Source organism: Streptomyces sp. ISL-66 (assembly GCF_018614135.1).
Lineage (GTDB): Bacteria > Actinomycetota > Actinomycetes > Streptomycetales > Streptomycetaceae > Streptomyces.
The window spans coordinates 1-23,809 of the sequence record NZ_JAGGOW010000107.1 but is presented as its reverse complement, the minus strand read 5'-3'; the positions used below and the strand labels follow the sequence as shown (position 1 = coordinate 23,809).

Annotated in this window: 22 protein-coding genes; 9 read left to right on the top strand and 13 right to left on the bottom strand. The window is 72.8% G+C overall.

All coding sequences use genetic code 11. The features are described 5' to 3' along the window. From J7E97_RS20660 to J7E97_RS36010, 3 genes are all read left to right on the top strand, one after another. Nucleotides 1-1,261: PQQ-binding-like beta-propeller repeat protein (locus tag J7E97_RS20660; protein ID WP_215029354.1), on the top strand; the 1,261-nt coding region annotated here is incomplete at its 5' end. Between the two features lie 103 nt (nt 1,262-1,364). Then, complete coding sequence (locus tag J7E97_RS20655; RefSeq protein ID WP_215029351.1) at nt 1,365-1,859, top strand: peptidylprolyl isomerase; 495 nt, start codon at nt 1,365-1,367, stop codon at nt 1,857-1,859. Between the two features lie 231 nt (nt 1,860-2,090). Further along, on the top strand, nt 2,091-2,816 hold the full coding sequence (locus tag J7E97_RS36010) for a hypothetical protein (protein ID WP_251054875.1): 726 nt from the start codon (nt 2,091-2,093) through the stop codon (nt 2,814-2,816). Nucleotides 2,817-2,912: 96 nt separating this feature from the next. Here the strand turns inward: J7E97_RS36010 and J7E97_RS20645 are convergent, their stop codons facing one another. Continuing rightward, complete coding sequence (locus tag J7E97_RS20645; protein ID WP_215029348.1) at nt 2,913-3,503, bottom strand: NADPH-dependent FMN reductase; 591 nt, start codon at nt 3,501-3,503, stop codon at nt 2,913-2,915. Nucleotides 3,504-3,784: 281 nt separating this feature from the next. On the opposite strand from J7E97_RS20645, the gene J7E97_RS20640 reads away from it, so the two are divergent. Continuing rightward, the gene (locus tag J7E97_RS20640) at nt 3,785-4,414 is read left to right on the top strand and encodes a hypothetical protein (protein WP_215029345.1); all 630 of its coding nucleotides are present in this window, start codon (nt 3,785-3,787) and stop codon (nt 4,412-4,414) included. Between the two features lie 104 nt (nt 4,415-4,518). Here J7E97_RS20640 and J7E97_RS20635 read toward each other — a convergent pair whose 3' ends face one another. Genes J7E97_RS20635 through J7E97_RS20625 form a run of 3 tightly spaced genes read right to left on the bottom strand, consistent with a single transcriptional unit; the run spans nt 4,519 to nt 6,937 of the window. Next, a complete protein-coding gene (locus J7E97_RS20635; RefSeq protein ID WP_308346600.1) occupies nt 4,519-5,310 on the bottom strand; it encodes an enoyl-CoA hydratase/isomerase family protein in 792 nt (263 codons plus the stop codon). After that, on the bottom strand, nt 5,307-5,771 hold the full coding sequence (locus tag J7E97_RS20630; RefSeq protein ID WP_215029342.1) for a Zn-ribbon domain-containing OB-fold protein: 465 nt from the start codon (nt 5,769-5,771) through the stop codon (nt 5,307-5,309). The genes J7E97_RS20635 and J7E97_RS20630 overlap by 4 nt, the downstream gene beginning before the upstream one ends. A 14-nt stretch (nt 5,772-5,785) precedes the next feature. Further along, nucleotides 5,786-6,937: a lipid-transfer protein gene (locus J7E97_RS20625; RefSeq protein WP_215029339.1), complete on the bottom strand. Its 1,152-nt coding sequence runs from the start codon at nt 6,935-6,937 to the stop codon at nt 5,786-5,788. Between the two features lie 94 nt (nt 6,938-7,031). On the opposite strand from J7E97_RS20625, the gene J7E97_RS20620 reads away from it, so the two are divergent. Continuing rightward, a complete protein-coding gene (locus J7E97_RS20620) occupies nt 7,032-8,759 on the top strand; it encodes a FadD3 family acyl-CoA ligase (protein ID WP_215029336.1) in 1,728 nt (575 codons plus the stop codon). Nucleotides 8,760-8,876: 117 nt separating this feature from the next. On the opposite strand, the gene J7E97_RS20615 is transcribed toward J7E97_RS20620, so the two are convergent. After that, on the bottom strand, nt 8,877-9,962 hold the full coding sequence (locus J7E97_RS20615; RefSeq protein WP_251054874.1) for a helix-turn-helix domain-containing protein: 1,086 nt from the start codon (nt 9,960-9,962) through the stop codon (nt 8,877-8,879). A 377-nt stretch (nt 9,963-10,339) separates the two neighbouring features. On the opposite strand from J7E97_RS20615, the gene J7E97_RS20610 reads away from it, so the two are divergent. Both J7E97_RS20610 and J7E97_RS20605 read left to right on the top strand, forming a co-directional pair. Then, complete coding sequence (locus tag J7E97_RS20610; protein ID WP_215029333.1) at nt 10,340-10,756, top strand: VOC family protein; 417 nt, start codon at nt 10,340-10,342, stop codon at nt 10,754-10,756. Between the two features lie 209 nt (nt 10,757-10,965). Continuing rightward, nucleotides 10,966-13,440 carry an excinuclease ABC subunit UvrA gene (locus tag J7E97_RS20605; RefSeq protein ID WP_215029330.1) on the top strand — a complete coding sequence of 825 codons (2,475 nt, stop codon included), beginning with the start codon at nt 10,966-10,968 and terminating at the stop codon, nt 13,438-13,440. 40 nt (nt 13,441-13,480) lie between these two features. Here the strand turns inward: J7E97_RS20605 and J7E97_RS20600 are convergent, their stop codons facing one another. The 3 genes from J7E97_RS20600 to J7E97_RS20590 all read right to left on the bottom strand — a co-directional run bounded on the left by J7E97_RS20600 (nt 13,481) and on the right by J7E97_RS20590 (nt 18,129). Beyond that, nucleotides 13,481-14,299 carry a class I SAM-dependent methyltransferase gene (locus tag J7E97_RS20600; RefSeq protein ID WP_215029327.1) on the bottom strand — a complete coding sequence of 273 codons (819 nt, stop codon included), beginning with the start codon at nt 14,297-14,299 and terminating at the stop codon, nt 13,481-13,483. 261 nt (nt 14,300-14,560) lie between these two features. Continuing rightward, entirely contained in the window at nt 14,561-14,761 is a 201-nt protein-coding gene (locus J7E97_RS20595; RefSeq protein WP_215029324.1) for a hypothetical protein, read from the bottom strand. Nucleotides 14,762-14,937: 176 nt separating this feature from the next. Continuing rightward, a complete protein-coding gene (locus tag J7E97_RS20590) occupies nt 14,938-18,129 on the bottom strand; it encodes a BTAD domain-containing putative transcriptional regulator (protein ID WP_215029322.1) in 3,192 nt (1,063 codons plus the stop codon). Nucleotides 18,130-18,306: 177 nt separating this feature from the next. Between J7E97_RS20590 and J7E97_RS20585 the strand changes: the two genes are divergently transcribed. Next, nucleotides 18,307-19,527: an amidohydrolase family protein gene (locus tag J7E97_RS20585; RefSeq protein ID WP_215029319.1), complete on the top strand. Its 1,221-nt coding sequence runs from the start codon at nt 18,307-18,309 to the stop codon at nt 19,525-19,527. Nucleotides 19,528-19,673: 146 nt separating this feature from the next. On the opposite strand, the gene J7E97_RS20580 is transcribed toward J7E97_RS20585, so the two are convergent. The 4 genes from J7E97_RS20580 to J7E97_RS20565 form a co-directional block, all read right to left on the bottom strand. Next, nucleotides 19,674-19,916 (bottom strand): hypothetical protein, encoded by a 243-nt coding sequence (locus tag J7E97_RS20580; RefSeq protein WP_215029315.1) that lies wholly within the window; start codon nt 19,914-19,916, stop codon nt 19,674-19,676. Beyond that, nucleotides 19,913-20,101 carry a hypothetical protein gene (locus J7E97_RS20575; RefSeq protein WP_215029312.1) on the bottom strand — a complete coding sequence of 63 codons (189 nt, stop codon included), beginning with the start codon at nt 20,099-20,101 and terminating at the stop codon, nt 19,913-19,915. Before J7E97_RS20575 ends, J7E97_RS20580 begins: the two co-directional genes overlap by 4 nt. Before the next feature lie 101 nt (nt 20,102-20,202). After that, complete coding sequence (locus J7E97_RS20570) at nt 20,203-21,372, bottom strand: helix-turn-helix domain-containing protein (RefSeq protein ID WP_215029310.1); 1,170 nt, start codon at nt 21,370-21,372, stop codon at nt 20,203-20,205. Between the two features lie 38 nt (nt 21,373-21,410). After that, on the bottom strand, nt 21,411-22,052 hold the full coding sequence (locus tag J7E97_RS20565; protein WP_215029307.1) for an HAD family hydrolase: 642 nt from the start codon (nt 22,050-22,052) through the stop codon (nt 21,411-21,413). Nucleotides 22,053-22,168: 116 nt separating this feature from the next. Here J7E97_RS20565 and J7E97_RS20560 point away from each other — a divergent pair, with 116 nt between their 5' ends. Then, nucleotides 22,169-23,044: a trypsin-like serine protease gene (locus J7E97_RS20560; RefSeq protein WP_308346599.1), complete on the top strand. Its 876-nt coding sequence runs from the start codon at nt 22,169-22,171 to the stop codon at nt 23,042-23,044. Nucleotides 23,045-23,137: 93 nt separating this feature from the next. Here J7E97_RS20560 and J7E97_RS20555 read toward each other — a convergent pair whose 3' ends face one another. After that, a complete protein-coding gene (locus J7E97_RS20555; RefSeq protein ID WP_215029301.1) occupies nt 23,138-23,578 on the bottom strand; it encodes an NUDIX hydrolase in 441 nt (146 codons plus the stop codon). Nucleotides 23,579-23,809: the final 231 nt, after the last annotated feature.

Sequence of the window (23,809 nt, the reverse complement as noted above, 5' to 3'; positions counted from 1 at the left end):
CTCGGCGACCGGCTGGATCCGCCCGCCGGGCGGCGGCCCGGCACCCGCGGCCTCCCTGTCTTCCGGGCAGCCCGCGCCCTCCGGCCCGTCCGTGGCGGCCGTACCCGGCCCGGGACCGGCGCCGGACAGCGGCCGCTGGCGGCCGTGGCGCTTCCGCATGTCGAACGAGGTGTGGGGCACCCCGACCGTCGCGGGCGACATGCTCTACGTCACCTCCTTCGAGGTCCACGCCCTGGACGTGGCCAGCGGCCGCCGCCAGTTCAAGACGCGCGACGTCGCCTGGTCGATGGCCGTCTCCGACGGCCGCATCCACGCCTCCGACGGCCCCTCGCTCTACGCCCTCGACGCCACCGAGGGCTCCGAGCGGTGGCGGCTGTCCACCGACGCCTGGGTCTACGCCCTGCGCGCCGAGCGGGGCACGGTCGTCACCGCCACGCGCGGTGGCGGCGTACAGGCGTGGGAGGCGTCCAGCGGGCAGAAGCTGTGGGAGCTCTCGGGCGCGCAGAGCGACTTCGAGACCACCGAGGCGGCCCCCGTCCTCCACGACGGCACGGTCTACGTGTGGCAGGACGCCCGGCTGCGCGCCCTGGACGCCCGCTCCGGCCACGAGTCCTGGTCGTACCCCGTCGGCGACGCGGGCTCCTGCGGAAACGTGCCCGTACGGGTCACCCCGGCGGCCGACGGCAACGTCTACGTCGCCGCGGGCACCCGGGTGATCTCCATCGACCGGGCCTCGGGCCGGGTCCGCTGGCACTTCGAGGCCCCCGCCGTGTTCCTCGCGCCCCCGGCCTTCGCGCCCGGCGCGGCGGTCACGGGCGGCGGCGTCTACCTCGCCGACTACCTGGGCACCGTCTACGCCCTGGACGCGGCCAACGGCAAGGACCGCTGGCGCATCGCCACCGAGCCCCGCCAGTCCGCGGACCCCGTCCTGGTCGCGAGCGGCAACGTCCACCTGGGCGCGGGCAGTGCCCTCTACACGCTCGACGCGGTCACCGGCACCCCGAAGTGGCGGTTCGCGGCGGGCGGCGAGATCACGGGCGCCCCGGCCGTCGCGGACGGCCGGGTCCACTTCGGCTCCGCCGACCACTGCCTCTACACCCTCGACGCGGCGGGCGGCCAGCTCCGCTGGAAGCTCGCCACCGGCGGGGAGATCACCGGCGCCCCGGTCGCGGAGGCGGGCGTGGTGTACGCGTGCAGCAAGGACCGCTGCGTCTACGCTCTGGACGCGGCCAAGGGTACGGGTACGCGTACCGGCGGCTGAGGGGCTCCGGACGCCCGTCCGGCGCCCCGCGCGACACCCGCTCGTACACCTCTTCGGGCCCCTCGGACGCGCGCAGCGCACCGGGAGTGACAGGATGGACCCCATGAGCAACGTATTCTTCGACATCAACATCGACGGCCAGCCCGCCGGCCGCATCGTCTTCAACCTCTTCGACGAGGTCGTCCCGAAGACCGCCCAGAACTTCCGCGAGCTCGCCACCGGCCAGCACGGCTTCGGCTACGCGGGCTCCCCGTTCCACCGCGTCATCCCCCAGTTCATGCTGCAGGGCGGTGACTTCACCAACCAGAACGGCACGGGCGGCAAGAGCATCTACGGCGAGAAGTTCGCCGACGAGAACTTCACCCTGAAGCACACCAAGCCGTACCTGCTGTCGATGGCGAACGCCGGCAAGAACACCAACGGCTCGCAGTTCTTCATCACCACCGTCGTCACCCCGTGGCTCGACGGCAAGCACGTCGTCTTCGGCGAGGTCGTCGAGGGCCAGGAGATCGTGGACAAGATCGAGAAGCTCGGCACCCCCTCGGGCGCCACCCGCGGCAAGATCGAGATCGCGGCCTCGGGCGTCGTCGAGGCCTGATCCCCACCCGCCTTCACGGCTGGCCGGCCCCGTCCCCTCCGGGGGGACGGGGCCGCCGTCATGTCCGGGTGCGCGCACGGGCTCATGCGGCTGCTACGGCTCCCTCGGCTGCTACCGCCCGCACGGACCGTCGTGCCGGACGCCGTCCCGGACGCCGTCCGGAGTGCGGGGGCGGGCGGCTGGGCGTAGCGTCGGGATCAAGACCCCACCCCACACCTCGGAGGGCCGGGCATGATCCGCAACGCACTCGGTTCCCTGATGGGTCTCATCGGAGCGGCGGCCGCCGTCTGGAGCCCCTTCCGTGCCTGGTACGACGGCCGTCACGGACGCGATTACCGCATCCAGGAGCTCTTCACGGCCGAGGGCATCACCGACACCAAGGCCGCCCTGCTGGGCTCGCTCCTGCTGCCGTTCCTCTTCGCGGCCCTCCTCGCGCTGGTCGCGATCGTGCTGCGCTCGCGACTGCTCATGGCGCTCGCCGGGATCGTCGTACTCGGCTTCGCCGTGCTCTGGATGGTCCGCCAGGGCCAGGCCGCGGGCAGCCTCTCCGTCGGCGGCGAGGGCGACGGGCAGGGCCTGGGCGACGGGCTCGCCAACGCCTTCGGCGCGGGAGCCCTGCTGATCCTGGCGGCGGCGGTCATGAGCGGGCGGCCTTCGCGTCGCCGCCGGGACCGCGAACTCGACCACGCCGCCGACCGTGAGGGCGACGGCAGCGCGGACGCGTACGGGCGCGGCCACGACGGGCGCGGCCACGACGGGCTCGGACCGGGCACGCCGGGGACTGCGGGAGCGCCGGGGACTGCGGGCGCTCAGGGCGCTCAGGGCGCTGCGGGCGCTCCGGGCTCTACGCGCCCCGGGGGCGGCGCCCCGGGCGCCCCCGGCATCGATCCCGGCCAGTCCCCGACGCAGAGCTGGCACACCCCGCCCAAGGACCACCCGCCCAAGGACCACACCTAAGCGCTGCGCAGCGGTGTCGGCCCCCGGAGAGCGGCGATCGCCGTCACGGACGCGCCGCCGCCACCCCCGTAGGCGGCGGGGCGTCCGCTCCGGGGCTCACCGCGCGGCAGTCCCGGCCGCGACGGCCGCCTCGGCCTTGGTCTTCAGGGCTCCGAGCAGGTCCCGTACCAGGCCGATCGTCGCCTCGTCGGTGAGGTTGCCGCTCTCGTCGAAGCGCTCGTGGGAGCGGAACACCTGGACCTCGGGCTTGACGACCACGTCGCTGTCGGTCCACACGAACACCTGCCGCAGTGCCAGTTGTGCCCGCACGGTGCCGAAGTTGGTCGGGGCGGCCCCCAGGATCGCGACGGGCTTGCGGTGCATCGGCAGGCCCTCCTGCTTGGTCCAGTCGGTGCTCACCCAGTCGATGGCGTTCTTGAGGGTGCCCGGGACGGAGTAGTTGAACTCCGGGGTGGCGATCAGCAGGCCGTGGGCCCCGTTGATCCGCCGGCGCAGTTCGGCGACGGCCGCCGGGCGGTCCTGGGGGTTGTCGAGGTCCTGGTCGTACGGGGGGATCTCGCGCAGGCCGTCATAGATCTCGATGTCGATCCCGGCGGGCTGGTGCTTGCGGGCGGCGCGGAGCAGTGCGGTGTTGTGCGAGCCGGCGCGGAGGCTGCCGGAGATGGCCAGGATCTTAAGTTCGGACATGGGGTCCCCCTCGGTTGGTGGGCGGTGGCGTCGCTGGAGTCGGGGTGGCCGGTGGGTCTCGGCCAGCAGCGTACTGAACTGTGTAGTTCAGTAAGACAACTATACCGTTTGGTTTTCGGTGAGGCCGAACGCTTCGCCGCGGGCCGTGGTGGCCGCGGGAGTCGAAGTGTTCCTCGCCCGGTACGGGGCCGCAGGTCCCGGAAGCGGAACCAGGCCCTCCTGAAGACGGGCCGGAAACCCCTGGTACCGTGCCGCAGTTGCCCACGGGGAGAGGGATGGACATGAAGGTCACAGGACGGCGTGTCCGGTTCGCGGCGGTATTGGTGGGAGTGGTGCTCGGGCTGACGGGCTTCTCGTCGCACGGCGGCAGCAGCAGTAGCGGCAAGAGCAAGAGTGGTGGCGGGGGCGGTTGCTCCAGCTCCAAGAGCAAGAGCAAGCCCAAGACCAAGAAGGTCTCCTCCGGCAGCTCGGGCAGCGGCACGAGCACGACGGCTTCGCCGACGCCCACCTCCACCGGGCCGCTCGCGCGCGCGGAAGTCGTGGCCTGCGCCGGACCGGGCCGCGCGAAGGCCACGGTGAAGGTCACCTCCGAGGCGAAGGCCGGACACTCCTTCCGCGTGCCGCTGGTCTTCGAGGGATCGGCCGGCCGGATCGAATCCGCCTCCGTCGACATCGAACTCAAGGCGGGCGAGAGCCGGATCGTGGACCTGCCGATGGTGAGCGCGGACAAGGCCGGTGACGTGCGGAGCTGCGTCGTCGGGCGGATCGATCTCGTCTCGGGCTCGGCGTCTTCGTCGAAGCCCGGCGCGACGCCCGGCTCCGGCTCCGGCTCCACGGGCTCGTCGGGTGAGCTCCCGGACGCCAAGAAGACGAGCACGTCGAATCCCAAGTCCACCAAGAAGACCCGTTAGTGCTGTGACCAGAAGGGTTCGCGACGTTCGCAAGACGGCCCGGAGCGACGTGCGAGGGTCCGCTTCGGGTACCGGGCGTACCGCGTGGAGGACCTGAGCCGCCGTCACCGCACCCGCGGCTCCGCGCTCCGATCCCGCCGCGCCGCGAAGAGGTCCGCCTGCCGTTCCGGGGCCAGGTTCCCCAGCGCGATCAGCGCCGGGGCCTGGGACAGGGCCTGCTGCAGGGCCGCCTGTTTCGCCGACCACAGGGCGCGGACCGTGCCCTGGACGGCTTCCGTCGGGAACCCGGCCATGGTCTCGGCCGCGCGCAGGGCCGCGGGGAGCAGCCCGTCCGGCTCGGCCAGCTCCGAGACCAGGCCGATCTCGTACGCCCGCCGCGCGGAGAGCCGTTCCGCGGTGCCCATCAGGGACATCCGGGCGGCCTCGCCGAAGGGCATCCGCTGGGCCATGTACACCGCCTCGTAGGCGCTGACCATGCCGTAGCTGGTGTGCGGGTCGAAGTACGTCGCGGTCGTGGCCGAGACGATGAACTCCGACTCGCCCAGCAGGTAGAACGCCCCGCCGCACGCCATGCCGTTGACGGCGGCGACCACCGGCTTCCACAGGTCGTTCGCCTTCGGGCCGATGGCGACGAGCGGGTCGTCCACCGAGTACGGGGACGGGGGCTGGCGGACGGAGACGTCGCGGTCGATCCCCGTGCAGAAGGCCGCCGGTCCGGCGCCCGTGAGCACGACCGCCCGTACGTCGTCCTCGTAGCGCAACTCGCGCCACGCCGCCGCCAGTTCGGTGGCCGTCTCCAGGTCGATGGCGTTGTGCTTGCGCTCCCGGTCCAGGGTGAGCACCGCGACCCCGGTCGCCTTGTCCCGCTCCACCCGGAGCCCCTGGCCGGCCGTCACGACTTCTCCAGCACCCAGCGCGGTACGACCACCCCGCCCGTCTCGGTGAAGACGACCTGCACCCGCGCACCGATGCGCAGCCGCGCCGGATCCACGGAGTCCAGGGGGGCGTCCGCCGAGGTGACGAGGCTCCCGACGAGGCGGATGTGCGGGGCGTCGGCGAGCTCCACGAGGATCACGTTGTACGGGGCCTGCGCGGCGTACGCGGGGAGCAGCGGCGGGTGCGGCCGCACGTAGGACCAGATCCGGCCCCGGCCGCTCATCGGGCGCCATACGGAGTCGAAGGACCGGCAGTGCGGGCAGCAGGGGCGGGGCGGGAAGCGGAGCTTTCCGCAAGTCGGCTCGGCGCAGGCCTGGACGCGGAGTTCGCCCTGGGCGGCGTACTCCCAGAAGGGGGCTCCGTCCTCGTCGGGGACGGGGAGGAGGAGTTCGTCCGAAGCGGCGGCGGTCGTGGTGGTCATGGGTCGGCAGCTCCTCAGGCGCGCAGCAGGATCGCGGACGTCGGGACACCCTCGCCCGCCGTCACCAGGCAGGTCGAGGCGTCGGGCACCTGGGCGGTGGAGATGCCGCGCAGCTGCTTGACGCCCTCGTTGATCAGGTTGAAGCCGTGGACGTAGGCCTCGCTCAGGCCGCCGCCGCCGGTGTTGATGGGCAGCCGGCCGCCCATCTCCAGGGCTCCGCCCTCGGTGAAGGCGGCGCCCTCGCCGCGCCCGCAGAAGCCGTAGCCCTCCAGGGAGAGCGGGATCAGGGGGGTGAAGGCGTCGTAGATCTGGGCGACGTCCACGTCGGCCGGGCCGAAGTCGGCCTGTTTCCACAGGTGCCGGGCGGCGGTCCAGGCGGGGCCGGACAGCGGGTCGTCGTTCCAGTAGTTGACCATGCCGTGGTGTTGGGCGGGCAGGCCCTGGGCGACGGAGTGGACGTAGACGGGCTTGTGGCGGCAGTCGCGGGCGCGCTCGGCGCTGACGATGACGCAGGCCAACGCCCCGTCGGTCTCCAGGCAGTTGTCGAAGAGGCAGAGCGGGTCGCTGATCATGCGGGAGGTCATGTACATCTCGCGGGTCAGCGGGCGCTCGTACATCATCGCGGCCGGGTTCTCGTTGGCCCGGTTGCGGCAGGCCATCGCGACGTTGAAGAGGTGGTCGCGGGTGGCACCGTACTCGTGCATGTAGCGGCGGGCCAGCATCCCTATCTCGTCCGCCGGGCGCAGCAGCCCGAAGGGGCGCGTCCACTGGCCGGGGGTGGGGAGCTGGACGGCGGTGTTCTTCCACGGGCGGGGGCCGGAGCCGCGTTTGCGGGAGCGCCAGGCGACGCCGACGGTGGCCTGTCCGGTGGCGACGGCGGAGGCCAGGTGGCCGACGGTGGCGCAGGAACCGCCGCCGCCGTAGCCGATCTTGGAGAAGAAGGTGACGTCACCGGCGCCGATGGCCTTGGCGACCTCGACCTCGTCGGTCTCCTCCATCGTGTAGGAGGAGAAGGCGTCGACCTCGGAGGGGTCGATGCCGGCGTCGGCGAGTGCGGCGAGGATCGCCCGGCAGGCCAATTCCTTTTCGGACTGCGGCAGTTGTTTGGCAAAGGCGGTTTGGCCGATGCCGACTATCGCCGTAGCGTCCTTGAGTGTTGCCGCCATCGCCACCTCCGGGGTGCACCAGTACTGACAGCGGCGAAGGCTACAGCTAATCTGACGGTTAGTCAGCTACCGGGGTCGCGGCGAGGGGTGGGCGATGGACGAGGACGGGCGCGGGGTCGCGGGTGCGATCGGGGACGGGACGGGGGGCGGGGGCCGGGCGCCCGAGGCCGGGACCGGTGTCGTGGGCGTGGACGCAGGCGGAGACGTGCACGGCGACGGCGGCGGCCTCGCGGAGCTCCCCTGGAGAAGCATCGGCGGCCTGGTGCGCGACGCCGCCACCCGCTACGCCGGCCGCGAGGCCGTCGTCGACGGCCGGGTCCGCATCGACTACGCGCAGCTCGGCGAGCGGGTCGAGCGCGCCGCGGCCGCCTGCATGGCCGCAGGGGTCGAACCGGGGGACCGGGTCGCCGTCTGGGCGCCCAACACCCTCGAATGGATCGTCTCCGCACTCGGAGCCGTCTCCGCGGGAGCCGTGCTCGTCCCCCTCAACACACGTTTCAAGGGCACCGAGGCCGCGTACGTCCTCCACCGCAGCCGCACCCGCCTCCTCTTCGTCACCGGCACCTTCCTCGGCACCTCCTACGTCGCCTCGCTGCGCCGCGCCGCCGCCGAGGGCGAGGGCTCCGGGCCGCTGCCCGGCCTGCCCCACCTCCAGCAGGTCGTGGTCCTGTCCGACGACGCCCCGGACTCCTTCCGCACCTGGAAGGACTTCCTGGCCGGCGGGGACTCCGTACCGGCCGGGGCCGTCCGCGCCCGCACGGAAGCCGTCCCCACCGGGGCCCCCTCGGACATCATCTTCACCTCCGGCACCACCGGCAGCCCCAAGGGCGCCGTGATCACCCACGCCCAGTCCCTGCGCTGCTACGACGTGTGGAGCGAGCTCGCCGGGCTCCGCGCGGGCGACCGCTACCTGATCGTGAACCCCTTCTTCCACACCTTCGGCTACAAGGCCGGGATCATCGCCTGCCTGATGCGCGGGGCCACGATGATCCCCCAGCCCGTCTTCAACGTGGACACCGTCCTCGCCAACATCGCCGCCGAACGGATCTCCGTACTCCCCGGACCGCCCACCCTCCACCAGTCCCTCCTCGACCACCCCCAGCGCGACCAGCACGACCTCTCCGCCCTGCGCCTGGTCGTCACCGGCGCCGCCGTCGTCCCGCTCCAGCTCGTCGAACGCCTCCGCGGCGAGCTGCGGATCGCCACCGTCCTCACCGCGTACGGACTCTCCGAGGCCAGCGGCATCGTCACCATGTGCCGCCGCGGCGACGCGGCGGAGGTCATCGCGGCCACCTCCGGGCGGGCCATCCCGGGCACGGAGCTCCGCATCGCCGGGGCCGACGGGCAGGCGCAGGGCGCCGGACAGGCGGGGGAGGTGTGGGTACGCGGCCACAACGTCATGCGGGGCTACTTCGAGGACGAGGCCGAGACCGCCGAGGCCATCACCCCGGAGGGCTGGCTGCGCACGGGCGACGTCGGGGTCCTCGACGCCGCCGGGAACCTGCGCATCACGGACCGGATCAAGGACATGTTCATCGTCGGCGGCTTCAACGCCTACCCGGCCGAGATCGAGCAGCTCCTCGGCCTGCACCCGGACATAGCCGACGTCGCGGTGGTCGGCGTCCCCGACCCGCGCCTCGGCGAGGTCGGCAAGGCCTACGCGGTCCGCCGCCCCGGCGCGGTCCTCACGGCCGACGACCTGATCGCCTGGTCCCGCCGCGAGATGGCCAACTACAAGGTCCCGCGCGAGGTGGAGTTCGTGACGGAGCTCCCGCGCAACGCGAGCGGCAAGGTCCTCAAACGCGAACTCCGCACGCGCTGACCCCGGGCCGCTGACCGCCGGCCGCTGGGCCCAGCCGTTGAGCCCGTCCGATGGGCCCAGCCGTTGATCCCGTCCGCTGCCCCCACGGCTCAGCCCCGGCCGCTCACCCCCGGCCGCTCAGCCCCCTCCGTCCCGGGGCGGTCCGCAGTCGTTGCAGCGGCCGCCGGGGGCGGGGCTCCGGTAGGCGCGCTCGCACCCTTCGCAGATCTGGAACGGATCCGGCGGTACGAAGGCGGGCGCGCGGGGCACGGGGGTCAGCCGGGGCGGGAGCTGGGCGGCGAGCCGGTGGGCGATCAGCCCGGCCGGATTGCGCGGGAGGTCCGGGAGGTTGGCCGTCAGGGCGGCGATCAGCGGACCCACGCCGGCCCCGCGCTCCAGCCAGGCCTCCACCCCACCCGCGAGCCACTTGATGTCCCGCTCCCCGAGCAGGAGCCGTGGATCGGCGAGCCGCAGCTCCGCCAGGATCTCCGAGGCGAGGCGCCGCCGCGCCGGATCGTCCTGGCGGACGGGGACGGGGAGGCGTACTCCCGCCGGTGCGTCCGGTGCGTCGGGTGCGTCGGGTGCGTCGGGGCCGGGCCCGGGCCCGGCTTCGGGGGCGGCTTCGGGGGCGGGAGCGGGGGCCGGCGTGGGCTGCGGAACGGGATCCAGCCCCGGATCGGACGCCGGAGCAGCCCCGGGCGCCGTAGGGGCTGCGGGCGGTGGGGGCGGAGGCGCTGCGGGCGGAAGGACTGCCGGGGCCGGATGTGTCGGCGGCGCCGGGCGGCCCGGCCGGACCGGAGGGGGCGTACGGACAGACGCGGCCGGGCGGACTGACGCGGCCGGGCGGGTCGGGCGCCCCGGATGCACGGGACGGACTTCGCCCACGGCACGGGGGTGGTTGTAGGACACCGTACGGGTGACGATCCGACCGCCCGGCAGGCTCTCCAGGGACCGCTCCAGGTACCCGAACAACGTCAGTTCCCGAAGCCCGTTGGCGATCGAGGTCTCGCCGAGCGGAAGCTGTTTGGCCAGGTCCTTGATGCCGATGGGGGTCCCGGCGGGCAGCGACTGGATGTAGATCCCCAGGATCCGTGCGACCGCCGACATCTCGGGGTGCTGGATCAGGTCGTTGCTCACCACCGTGAACCGGCCGGTGAGGCGGATGTTGGAGTGTCGAACGCCGTATGTCGCGCGGACGGGCGCGGTAAACTGGACCGAAGCCATGGGGAAGGGCTTACTTCCTCGTTGGTCAGGCCCTCGTTCGGGATTCGCAGTCCCGGCGGGGGCCGTCTCATGTCTGGTTGTCGGGGCGAGCATATGCCAGACAACCACCCCCAAATCCAGCCCAGTTGGCGAATTCACCCGTGTGGGTGACCGGCCGCCGAACGGGAGGCTGGAGGGGATTGGCAAGAGTTCTTTCTCCCAGTACTTCACCAAAAGAAGCATCGTCCGCCCCCGGGACGCGCCCACCCACGTCCCGGCGCCGCGCCGCCCCCGCATAGACGTTCGAGCGCGCCAAGGAGCTCCCTCTCCTCCCCTCCTCCCGAACCGGTCAGGAATGGAGAAGCAGGTCTTCGGGGGGCGGTCGTAGCGTGGAACGCATGGACATCACGCTTTCGCAGTGCTTCATCGCCGCCGACGACCATGACAAGGCGCTCGGTTTCTACCGGGACGTGCTCGGGCTGGAGGTGCGCAAGGACGTCGGGTTCGAGGGGATGCGCTGGGTGACCGTCGGGTCGCCCGCGCAGCCCGGGGTGGACATCGTGCTCGAGCCGCCCGTGGCGAACCCGAACGCCTCGGCCGCCGACAAGGAGGCCATGGCGGAGCTGCTGGCCAAGGGCATGCTCCGCGGGGTGATCTTCGCGACCGACGACTGTGACGCGACCTTCGAGCGGATCCGCGCCGCCGGCGGGGAGGTGCTGCAGGAGCCGATCGACCAGTTCTACGGGGTCCGCGACTGCGCCTTCCGTGATCCGGCGGGCAACATGCTGCGCTTCAGCCAGCCCCGCGCTCAATAGTCGGCGCGGACGCGGGGCTGGCGCGGGGCGGGCGCGGGCGGGACACGTACACGTACACGTCCACGCACCGCGCCCGCGGGCCGAAGAGACCTGGCCCGCTGGGGACTTGAGGGATCGGACAGGTCGCCGCGCGGGCGTTGCGCCACCCCGGGCGGCGGCGGCGATCAGGTAGACAGAGGGCTCCGGCCCGACGGATGGAGACAGACACGATGAGCAAGGCCCCGAGCAAGGCCCCGAGCAGAGCCGCAGCCAAGGCCCCGGCCAAGGCCCCCAGCGAGGCCGCGGCGGCGGTCGTCCCGTCGCCCGTACCGCACGTTGCCGACAGCCACGACCTGATCCGTGTGCACGGCGCGCGCGAGAACAACCTCAAGGACGTCAGCGTAGCGATCCCCAAGCGCCGGCTGACCGTGTTCACCGGCGTCTCAGGCTCGGGCAAGAGCTCGCTGGTGTTCGACACGATCGCCGCCGATTCGCAGCGGCTGATCAACGAGACGTACAGCGCCTTCGTCCAGGGCTTCATGCCGACGCTGGCGCGTCCCGAGGTCGACGTCCTCGACGGGCTGACCACCGCGATCATCGTCGACCAGCAGCGCATGGGCTCGGACCCCCGCTCCACCGTCGGCACCGCCACCGACGCCAACGCGATGCTGCGCATCCTCTTCAGCAGGCTCGGCACGCCGCACATCGGCTCGCCGGGCGCCTTCGCCTTCAACGTCCCCTCGGTCCGGGCGAGCGGCGCGATCACCGTCGATCGCGGCAACAAGAAGACGGTCAAGGCGACCTTCAGCCGCACCGGCGGCATGTGCCCGCGCTGCGAGGGCCGCGGCAGCGTCTCCGACATCGACCTCACCCAGCTCTACGACGACTCCAAGTCGCTGGCCGACGGCGCGTTCACCATCCCCGGCTGGAAGTCCGACAGCTTCTGGACCGTACGGGTCTACGCCGAGTCGGGCCTCCTCGACCCGAACAAGCCGATCGCCAAGTTCACCAAGAAGGAGATGCAGGACTTCCTCTACAAGGAGCCGGTCAAGGTGAAGGTCGAGGGGGTGAACCTCACCTACGAGGGACTGATCCCCAAGATCCAGAAGTCCTTCCTCTCCAAGGACCGCGAGTCGATGCAGCCGCACATCCGGGAGTTCGTCGACCGGGCGGTCACCTTCGCCACCTGTCCCGAGTGCGAGGGCACCCGGCTCAGCGAGGCCGCCCGGTCCTCGCGGATCGGCGAGATCAGCATCGCCGACGCCTGCGCGATGCAGATCAGCGACCTGGCGCGATGGGTGCGCGGCCTCGACGAGCCCTCGGTGGCACCCCTGCTCGAAGCCCTGCGACACAGCGTCGACTCGTTCGTGGAGATCGGGCTGGGCTACCTCTCGCTCGACCGGGCCTCGGGCACGCTGTCGGGAGGCGAGGCCCAGCGCGTCAAGATGATCCGCCACCTCGGCTCCTCGCTCACCGACATCACCTACGTCTTCGACGAGCCCACCACCGGCCTGCACCCCCACGACATCCAGCGGATGAACGACCTGCTGCTGCGGCTGCGCGACAAGGGCAACACGGTGCTCGTCGTGGAGCACAAACCGCAGACCATCGCGATCGCCGACCACGTCGTCGACCTCGGTCCCGGCGCCGGCCAGGCGGGCGGCACCGTCTGCTTCGAAGGCTCCGTGGAAGGCCTGCGCTCCTCCGGCACCGTCACCGGCCGCCACTTCGACGACCGGGCCGCCCTCAAGAAGACGGTGCGCGAGCCCACCGGAGCGCTGGAGGTCCGAGGCGCGACCGCGCACAACCTGCGCGACGTGGACGTGGACGTCCCGCTCGGGGTGCTCACCGTGGTCACCGGCGTCGCCGGCTCCGGCAAGAGCTCGCTCGTGCACGGGTCGCTGACCGCGAAGTCCGGGGTCGCGGGCGGGGACGTGGTGTCGATCGACCAGACCCCGATCCGCGGTTCCCGGCGCAGCAACCCGGCGACGTACACCGGACTGCTCGAGCCGATCCGCAAGGCCTTCGCCAAGGCGAACGGCGTGAAGCCGGCGCTGTTCAGCGCCAACTCCGAGGGTGCCTGCCCCAACTGCAACGGCGCCGGCGTCGTCTACACCGACCTGGCGATGATGGCCGGCGTCGCCAGCACCTGCGAGGAGTGCGAGGGCAAGCGCTTCGAAGCCTCGGTCCTGGACCTCCACCTCGGCGGCCGCGACATCAGCGAGGTGCTCGCGATGTCGGTGACCGAGGCCGAGGAGTTCTTCGGCTCCGGCGAGGCGCGCATCCCGGCCGCGCACGCCATCCTGACCCGGCTCGCGGACGTCGGACTGGGCTACGTCAGCCTCGGGCAGCCGCTCACCACCCTGTCCGGCGGCGAGCGCCAGCGGCTCAAGCTGGCCACCCGCATGTCGGAGAAGGGCGGGGAGGGGCTCGTCTACGTGCTCGACGAGCCGACCACCGGCCTCCACCTCGCCGACGTGGAACAGCTGCTCGGCCTGCTCGACCGGCTCGTGGACTCCGGCAAGTCGGTCATCGTCGTCGAGCACCACCCGGCCGTCATGGCACACGCCGACTGGATCATCGACCTCGGCCCCGGCGCCGGACACGACGGCGGCCGGATCGTCTTCGAGGGCACTCCGGCGGACCTGGTCGCCGCCCGCTCCACCCTCACGGGCGAGCACCTCGCGGAGTACGTCGGCGCCTGAGACGGATCCTGAGACGGATCCGGGGCCGGATCTTGAGGGGTCACCCGGCGGGACGGCGCGCCAGGACCAGCCGCCAGCGGGGCGCGCCGTCCGGGCGGTGGCCGAAGTGGGGCAGGGGGACGGTCTCGACGGTGAAGCCGGCCGCACGCAGGTCGGTGCGGACACCGCCCAGGGGGAAGGTCCGGTAGTACATGACGAACGGCGGCCGCCACACGGCGTTGCGCACGCGCATCGCCGCGTCGAAGCCCGCCACCGCCCACCACGCCGGGTGGCTCGGCGCGATGGGCGCGCCGATCGGGAAGGCGAAGACGCCGCCGGGCCGCAGGGCGGTGTGGATCCCGGAGAAGACGGCGGGGCGCTCGGACGGGAGGAAGTGGCCGAAGGCCCCGAAGCTGACCGCCAGGTCGTACGAGTCCCCGAGCGCGGCCGGGAGTGCCCGCGCGTCGGCCCTGAGGAAGTCGACCCGGCGGGCATCGGCCGGGCGCGAGCCAGTGCCCCCGTCGACGTGCTCGCCGGCGCTGTCGGAGGCGTTGTCGGCGGCTGCGAGGCCGTCACCCGCCCCGTGCGCCCGCTCCGCCTCCGCCAGCATTCCCGCGCTCAGGTCCACCCCGGTCACCCGGCCCCGGCACAGCCGCCGCAGCATTCCGATCCCGGCGCCCGTGCCGCAGCACACGTCCAGCCCGGCGCCGAAGGAGCCTTCCCGGTCGGCGAGCGTCTCCTCGACCGCGTCGAGCATCCGGTCGGGGGTGCGGAAGGGGGTCCGGTCGAACTTGGGGGCCAGCAGGTCGTAGCCCCGCTCGACGGAGGACAGGGCCTGTACGGCCAGTTCGCGGAGGGTCGGGCCCTGGGAGGTGAACACACCGGCAGCCTAGTGACGGGGAGTCGTAGGGGCGGGGATTTCGGGCCCTCGCCCTCGGCCCTGGCCCCTGTCTTCCGTCCCCGGACATGGACATGCGGCGGCCGCGGTGGTCCCCCTCCTGGCCACCGCGGCCGCCGTTCCCCCCGTGTACCCCGCTGGTCCCCCGTGACCAACGGTCCCCCGTGGTACGTGGTGCCGTACGACCCGGTCCCCCGTGTCCCCCCGTGGTCCACGACCCGGGCCGTACGTGTCCTGGTGGACTTACAGACCCGGACCCGACGCGTGGTTGTCCAGCGTCACGATGTCCTCGTCCGAGGCGTGATTGTCGGACGGCTTGTCGATCGGCTTGATCTCGACACCCGACGCGTGATTGTCCATCGGCGTGATGTCGACACCCGAAGCGTGGTTGTCGAGCGGCCTGAGGTCACCGTCGGTCGGCAGGATGTTCTCGTTCGTCGTCATCGGATCTCCTGATGGATGGGTCGGGCCCGTTCGGCGATTCCCCCGCGGACCGCCGAACGGGTGGTCCTCCAGCCGACCCGGGTGCCCCCCCGACACTTCGAGTCGATGAACACCATCGTGCCGGGCGGAGATAAACGAACGATGAACGCCTCATTCAGCGCCACGGGGACCGCGCGTCAGGCGGCGATCTCCGCCGCCAGCAGCGCCCGTACCTCGGCCAGTTCCGGCGACTTGAGCTGGGTGAACACGACTTCCGCGTCCCGCCAGCAGACCCGCGCCCGGTCCCGCTGCCCCAGCTGCCGCAGCGCGCGGCCCAGCACCGTCAGCACCGTCGCGCGGCGCCACTCGCCGCCGATGCCGCGCAGCGCGATGGCCTGTTCGGCGTGCGAGGCGGCCAGTGTGGGCCGGCGCGCGGCCAGGTGGACCTTGGCCAGCCGGAAGTGCGTGACGCCCTCCCACAGCGGCTGCCGGTTCTCGTGGAACAGCGTGAGCGCCTCGCTGAGCTGCGTGTGCGCCTCGGAGAGCCGGTCGGCCTGGGTGAGGGCGATGCCGAGCGCGTAGCGGCCGTTGGCCAGCCGCAGGGTGAGGCCCATGCGGTCGTAGATGGCGATGCCCTGCCGGGCGAGGTCGATGGCGCTGCTCAGCCGCCCCAGTTCCACGTGGATGCGGGAGAGGTTGCACAGGGCGCTGGCCTCGCCGACGTAGTTGGCGTCGGCGCGGAAGTTGGTGATGGCCTCCAGCAGGTACCGCTCGCCGTCGCTGTAACGGCCCTCGTAGAGGGCGATGATCCCGCGGTCGTTGGGCGCCCAGCAGCTGGGCAGCGGGTCCCCGGCGGCGCGGGCGAGCAGCGTGGCCCGGCGGGCCTCGTCGTCGGCCTCGGCGAACCGGCCCGCGACCAGGTGGGTGTTGGTGAGCGTGGTGCGGGCGCGGCCCTCCGCGTACGGGTCCTTCGCGGCGTGCGCGGCGTCGCGCAGCGCGGTGGCGGCCGATTCGTACTGCTTGGAGTTGGCGCCCGACTCGGCGAGGTCCTTGGCGGCCCACAGCAGGTCGACGGCCCGGCGCAGGACGCCCGTGCCCTCACTGCCCGTGCCCTCGCCGCCCGTGCCGTCCCTGCCCGCGTCCTGCCCGCCCGTGCCGTCCCCGCCCGCGCCCTGCGCGCCCGCTTCCCGCCCGGTCGGGCGCGCGGCGGCCTGCCGGACGCACGCGAGCAGCGGGTCGGCCTCGGCGTACAGCCAGTCCTGGGCGCTGCGCGGTTCGGTGAAGACCAGCCCGGGGTAGCGCGTGGCGGACAGGTGGGCGACGAGCCGGTCGCCCGGCCGCTCCAGCCCGTACACCCCCGCGGCGGTGGCCAGGTAGAAGTCGAGCAGCCGGTCGAGGGCCGCGTCGCGTCCGCTCGGCGGCTGCTCGTCGCGCTCGGCGCACGCACGCGCGTAGAGGCGTACGAGGTCGTGGAAGCGGTAGCGGCCGGGCGCGGCCGATTCGAGGAGGGAGCAGTCGACCAAGGCCTCCAGGAGGTCCTCGGTGGCGTGCTCCGGGCGGTCCAGTACGGCGGCCGCGGCGGCGAGGGAGATGTCCGGGCCGTCGGGGAGGCCGAGCAGGCGGAAGGCGCGCTGCTGGGCGGGTTCGAGCTGGCCGTAGCCGAGTTCGAAGGTGGCCTTGACGGCGAGGTCGCCGGCCTGGAGCTCGTCGAGGCGGCGGCGTTCGTCGGCGAGCTTGGCGGCGAGGACGGACACCGTCCAGGTGCGGCGCGCGGCGAGGCGGGAGGCGGCGATGCGGATGGCCAGCGGCAGGAACCCGCAGGCGCCGACCACGTCGAGGGCGGCCTGCCGCTCGGCGCGCACGCGCTCCTCGCCCACGATCCGGGTGAACAGCTGCAGGGCCTCCTCGGGGCTCATCACGTCGAGGTCGACGAGATGGGCCCCGGCGAGGCCCGCCATGCGGACCCGGCTGGTGACGAGGGCGGCGCAGCCGGCGGTGCCGGGCAGCAGCGGCCGGACCTGCGCGGCGTCGCGGGCGTTGTCGAGGAGGACGAGGACGCGGCGGCCGTCGAGGGTGGAGCGGTAGAGCGCGGCCCGTTCGGCGGGGGAGTCGGGGATCGAGGTGTCGGGGGTGCCGAGGGCGCGCAGGAAGGAGCCGAGGACGGCCTCGGGCTCGGCGGGGCGGGCCTCGGTGCCCTGGAGGTCGACGTAGAGCTGCCCGTCGGGGAAGTGCGGGCGGGCGGCGTGCGCGACGTGCACGGCGAGGGTGGTCTTGCCGACGCCGCCTATGCCGGCGAGCGCGGAGACGGCCATGACCTGGCCCTCGGCGCCGGAGAGGATCGCGCCGAGTTCGTTCACGAAGCTGGCGCGGCCGGTGAAGTCGGCGACGGTGGCGGGCAATTGGGCGGGCCTCACGGGTACGGGCGCGGCGGCCGGCGCGGGATCTTCGGCGCGGGCGAGTTCGGCGTCGGCGCGCAGGATGCGCTGCTGGAGGTCGGAGAGCTCCGGACACGGATCGACGCCGAGTTCATCGGCGAGGAGCCGGCGGGTGTCGGCGTAGACGGCGAGGGCTTCGGCCTGCCGGCCGCTGCGGTAGAGGGCGAGCATCAGCAGCTCGCGCAGCCGTTCGCGCAGGGGGTGTGCGGCGGTGAGCGCGGTGAGTTCGGAGACGGCCTCGGCGTGGTGGCCGAGTTCGAGGTCGAGGTCGAGGCGGGTCTCCAGCAGTTGGAGCCGCCACTCGGCGAGCCGGGTGCGCTCGGTTTCGGCGTGCGGTCCGGGTACGCCGGCCAGCGGTTCGCCGTCCCACAGGTCCAGGGCGCGGGCCAGCAGCGTACGGGCGAGCGCGCGGTCCCCCTTCTCGTTCCGCGCGGCCTCGGCGTCGGCGGCCACGGCGCGGGCGATGCCGAGGTCGAGGGCCTCGGGGTGGGGCAGGCGGATCGCGTAGCCGCCGGCGTCGCTGACGAGGAGCCCGGGGTCGAGGACCTTGCGCAGGCGGGAGGCGTACGTACGGATGGTCGCGAGCGCCTGCTGCGGAGGGTCCTCGCCCCAGATGGCGTCGATGAGTTCGGGCGCGGTGGCGGTGCGGCCGTCGCGGAGCAGGAGCACGGCGAGCAGGGCGCGCTGCTGCGGGGTCCCGGAGGGCAGCGGCTCGGGGCCGCGCCAGGCGCGGATGGGGCCGAGGACGGCGAAGCGGTTGCCGGGGGCGGAGGGGTCGTGGGCATCGGCGGTGCCGGGTCCGGGGGCGGCGGGTGCGGCCGTTGCGCCTCCTGTGGCGGCGCCCTCGGCTCCGGCTCCGGGTCCGTATCCGTGTCCGGTCCCGACTCCGGTTCCCGCGGCGTCACCGGCCTCGGGGTGGTTCCGCTGGTGCGGGATGGCCGGTATGCCGTCCATCTGGTGTCCCCCCTGCCTTCCTTAGGTGTAAGGGTCAGTCTGCCCTGTGTTGCGCGCACACGTCAGCCCGTAGCGGACCTGGTCCGGGCGGATACGGAACCCGTGGCCCCGGCGGATCCGGAACCCGTACCCGCCCAACTAGCTGACGGTTCGTCAGATTAACGCTACCGTGAGCCCATGGAGACCTTCCCGAAGATCATCTCGGTGGACGACCACACGGTTGAGCCCCCCCACGTCTGGCGGGACCGGCTCCCGTCCAAGTACCACGACACCGGCCCCCGGATCGTCCGCGCGCCCTTGAAGGAAATGACCTTCCTCGGAGGGAAGTTCGCCCCCGTCATGGGGGCCAAGGGCGACGACGGACCCATAGGCGACTGGTGGGTGTACGAGGACCTGCACCGCCCCCTCACCCGGCTCGACACGGCCGTCGGATACGACCGCGACGAGATCAAGCTCGAAGTCATCACGTACGAGCAGATGCGCCCGGGCTCCTTCTCGGTTCCCGACCGCCTCGCGGACATGGACGTCAACCACGTCCAGTCCGCCCTCTGCTTCCCGACCTTCCCGCGTTTCTGCGGACAGACCTTCACCGAGGCCAAGGACCGCGAGCTCGGCCTGCTCGGCGTGCGCGCGTACAACGACTGGATGGTCGAGGAGTGGTGCGGCCCGGCCGCCCGCGGCCGCCTCATCCCGCTCACCCTCGTACCGCTCTGGGACGCCCGCCTCGCCGCCGCCGAAGTCCGCCGCAACGCGGCGCGCGGCGTCCGGGCGGTCGCCTTCTCGGAGATCCCGCCCCACCTGGGGCTCCCCTCCATCCACACGGACGAGTGGGACCCCTTCCTGGAGGCGTGCAACGAGACCGGCACGGTCATCGCCATGCACATCGGCTCCTCCTCGCGCATGCCGTCCACCTCGGCGGACGCCCCGCCGGCCGTCGGCTCCACCATCACCTTCGCCAACTGCTGCTTCTCGATGGTGGACTGGCTGATGAGCGGCAAGTTCGAACGCTTCCCGAACCTCAAGATCATGTACGCGGAGGGGCAGATCGGCTGGATCCCGTACATCCTGGAACGGGCGAACGTGGTCTGGGAGGAGAACCGGGGCTGGGGCGGCGTCGCCGACAAGGTGCTGCGCCCGCCGTCGGAACTCTTCGCCGAGCACGTCTTCGGCTGCTTCTTCGACGACGCGTTCGGCCTGAAGAACCTGGACTCGATCGGCGTGGCCAACGTCCTCTACGAGACCGACTACCCCCACTCCGACTCCACCTGGCCCAAATCCCGCGAGGTCGGCGAGTCCCAGATGGGCCACCTGGCCCCGGACGTGGTCGACCGCATCGTGCGCGGCAACGCGATCGACCTCCTGGGCCTCACCCCGGAAGGCCTCTGGCCGGGGGCGTGAGCCCGGTCCCACCGCACGCGGCGGCCCCGACGGGCGGGGGGTGATCCGTCGGTCGGGGTGGCCCGCCGGTCGGGGGTGGCCCGTCGGGTCCGTGGCGTGCGCCGGACGCCGGATCCAGCGGGGGACCGTCTCCGCCTCGCCGTGGATCAGGCGTTCGCGACGGCGGCGGAGGAGCGTGACGAAGGCTCCGGTGCCGGGCACGACCAGACTTCGGTGGAGGTGACGTGGACACCCTGCGCGCCGTGGATGGTTCCGCGCTCGACGGCGCCAGCGGCGAGCGGGGCGCCGCAGGAGACGCACGCGCGGCCCAGGGCCTGCGCGTGCGTGAGGCGGGATACCGAGGCGGGCAGGGGCGCCAGGTGGCAGGGCACCCCCTGTGAGGTGGTCACCGGCCCGATCCGCCTTCGGCGTGCCGCGAGCACTTCACGATCGGCCACGTCACGCTGAAGCCCGCGACGATCGCCTCGCCCGCGGGAATCAGCACGTCCTCGACGGCGCCGCAATCCCAGCAGGCGTGTCCGTGCAGGCGCGCTACGCTCACGTCCGCGATATCGGCTACCACCAGATCGGCCATGGCCCTTCCCGTCTGTCGTTCGGTGCGGTCGGACGGATGATGGCCCGGGGAAAGGGCCGCAACGGATACATCTTGTAGCCCCCCGAGGTGCTGACGCGGCACTAGACCGCGCCGATCCATTCCGCGAACGAGCTCAGCGACGCGGTGTCGGAGCGTTTGATCCGCCGGATCGTCTCGATGTCCTCCCGGGCCCAGGGATGTTCGCGGACGTGCTGCGGCGCCAGACGCCGGGCGACCTTCAGCGACTCGAACGCGGCATCCGGCCGACCGGCCCAGAGTTGGGCGCGCCCGATCTCGACGTAGAAGCCGCTGCGGCGTTCGGCGGGAATCTCCTCGCCGGGCTCCCAGCCTCCGGCCATTTCGAGCGCCCGGCCGATGTGGTCGCCGCCCAGACTGACGGCGACGGCCACCCTGTGGATGCGAACGCTGGACGGGCCGAAGGCCGTACCGAGGTAGACGCCCTCTTTCAGGTGATCGGCGAACTTCCCGGCCTCCCGCAGGTGCGCGTGTGCCGCGTCCGGCGCGCCGGCGCGAGCGGCCACCACGGCCGTCCGCATGTGCAGTGCCCCGCGGAGAGCGGCGGCCCGAGTGGTTCCAGGGCCGGGCCCGGCGTCCAGGGCCCGCTCCAGGGTGACCTGGCCCGCGCGGTGGGCGCGGGCCGCGAAGAACGTCTCCGCGTGGACGTACGAGGTGACCGCGGCGATGTCGGGGTCCTCGGTCTGCACGGCCGCCCAGCGCATCACGTCGATCAGGCGCGCGGACAGGTCGTGCGCACCCACCTTGTAGGCCACCGCGTCGGCCGCACGGGCGGCCGCCACCACCAGACGGGCCGCGGCGGCCCGGTGCGCACCCGACGCGGCGTGCAGATGAGCCAGCGCGTCCGTCAGCAGTGCGGGCGCCGCGGTGGCGATCCGCCCGTACTGGGCGGCCAGCCGCCACTCGGTCGCCTCCTCGACGGCGGACGCCACCTCGGCGCGCGGTCTCGTAGGCGGGTCGAGCGGGACGTCGTACCCCGCGATGACGGCGGAGATCGAGGGCAGAGCCGCGTGGACCCGGCGACTGGTACCCGTGTACGAACGGTCCAGCCGCGAGGGGTCCACGCCGAGCGCCGACGCGAGGGCTTCGAGGAGTACCGCGGACGGGGTACGGGCGCCACGCTCGACCGACTTCACCATGGCGAGGGAGACGTGGGACCCGCGTGCGAGGTCGGCTTGGGTCATGCGTTGGACGTGGCGCCGTGCTGCGATGCGCTGCCCGATGTGATCGGCCATGCACGCACCGTACTGCTCCGCGAAGGGGCGGGTGCGCGTTACGTCTTGACGATGCCGACCAGTTCGGTGAGTGAGTCGATCGAATAGTCCGCCGTTCGGCGCTCGCGGATCTCATCGGCCCACCAGTGGCCCCACGGGCCGCGGCGTACGTGAGCGGTCAGCAGGCCGGCCGCGCGCGCCGGGACGAGGTCGTTCGCGGGGTGATCGCCCACGTAGAGGGTCTGAGCCGCCGGGGCGCCGGACACCTCCAACACCCTTTCGAAGAAGCCCGGTTCCGGCTTGGCCACGCCCCATTCGCCGGACGTCACGACCAGGTCCGCGGGCAATCCGAGCGCGCGCAGCATCGCGCCGGCCTTCGGGCTCTGGTTTCCCGCGACGACGACACGGACTCCGGCCGCCCGGAGGGCGGAGAGGGAGGGGCGCACGTCGTCGTACAGGTCCGTCTCGTCGAGTCGCTCGCCGCGCCCTGCCGCCTCGCGGGCGGCGTACTCGGCCCGGACGTCGATGCCGGGCCGGAGCAGGCGCAGCGCGTCGGAGTTGTCGCGGCCGTCGATGACGACCGCGCCGACGAGCGCGGACAGCGTGTGCCGCGGCACGTCGAGCCAGTCGGCCCAGGCCCCCCAGTAGCGGTCATCGCGGGTCAGGGTCTCGCCTACGTCCAGGACGACGGTGCGGATCATCCGGTCAGCCTACGGGGCCCGGCCGCGAAGCCACAGAGGTCGGCCGGGATGCCCCTTGCGGCAGCCGTCGTGGGCAAGGCATGCTTCGCCGCGGCAAAGTGGGGAGGGTGTCTGTGGTGGACAAGCGGACCGTGGTGACCGCGGTGTTGTGCGCGGTGGCGGCGCTGGGTGCGTCCGCCGTGATGACGAAGGTGGTGCCGGCCGACGACGGCCAGCCCTCCGCGCATGCGAAGGCGGCACCCCCGAGGACGTCCTCCACCACCCGACCATCGCAGTCGCAATCGCCGAAACAGCCTCAGCTGTCGGCCGCTCCGGCCAGCCCGAGCCCCAAGCCCTCGGCTTCGCTCCCCAAGGCCGGTGGGGCGTCGGCCTTCGCCGGGGCCCTGTTCGAAGGCGACGTGACCGGGGACCACTTCTGTACGGCCACCGTCGTGCACAGCCCCGCGCGGAACCTGATCGTCACCGCCGGCCACTGCCTGCTCGCGGGCCGGGCCGGCGAAGGCGGAGCGGTCTTCGCACCCGCGTACGCGGACGGGCGCGCCCCGTACGGCGCCTGGAAGATCGAGGAGGTCTTCGAGGACGCCCACTGGTCCGACGGCACGGACGACGACTACGACCTCGCCTTCGCCCGCCTCGCCCCCGACGCCTCGGGCCGCAACATCGAGGACGTCACCGGCGCCGCCGTCCTGGACGCGACGGGCCGCACGGGCGAGGAGGTCACGGTGACCGGCTACCCGGCCGACCGCAAGGTCCCGCGCACCTGCACCTCGCGCGCGGTCCGGTCCACCCCGACGGAACAGCGCTTCGACTGCGCGGACTTCCCGGGCGGTACGAGCGGCAGCGCGTGGATCGCCGCCGACGGAAAGATCATCGGCATCCTGACGGGCGGCGACACGGACGACGTGTCGACCAGCACGATCCTGAACGAGTACGCGGCTGCGTTGTACGCGCGGGCGACGGGGGCTGCGGGCCCTGCGGCCGGGCCGGTCTGACCGGTCGGTCGGCGGGCGCGGGCGACGGGAGCTGCGGCGCGGCCGACCTGGCCGGTCGGGCGGGCGCCGACTGGACGACAGCCCCGTCACGGCTCAGGCGAGCAGCCCCAAGTGCACCGGCTCGGACCGGGCTTCGTCGAGCAGTTCGGCGAGGCGCGGGGGCCACAGCGGTTCGCCGAGCGTGGCGAGGTTCCGGGGCGACAGCCAGCGCCAGTGGGCCTCGGGATACTCCGGGACGGGGTCGCGGTGCGGGCCCGTCGTGACGTAGATGTGCTCGTGCTGGCGCACGGGGATGCCCTGGTGCGTGAAGTCGTGCTCCCAGGTGCAGAGCAGCCGCTGCGGCTCCAGGTCGGTCCACCCGGTCTCTTCGCGCAACTCCCGTCGCACGCACTCCTCTGGCGTCTCCCCGGGGTCTATCCCGCCGCCCGGCGGCAGCCAGTGGATGCCGACTTCGACGTTGTTCTCGCGGAACAGAAACACCGACCCGGCGGGGTTGAGTACGACAATTCTTGCTGCCTGCCGTGGAGTTCTCATCAGACCAGCGTACGACGGGGCGCGCGGCGACGGCAGTGGTGTGACGTGCGGTGACCGTGCAGCCCGGGCTCTGAATGGTCGGGTGCCTCGAAGGCGGGTGAGTGAGGACCAGCCGGACCACTGCCCGCCGACGAACTCGGCGAGGTCACCGGGCAGAGCCTGCGGGGCGCGCTCGGCCCGCTCCTGACCGATCCCGCCTGACCGATCCCGTCAGGCGGGATCGGTCAGGAG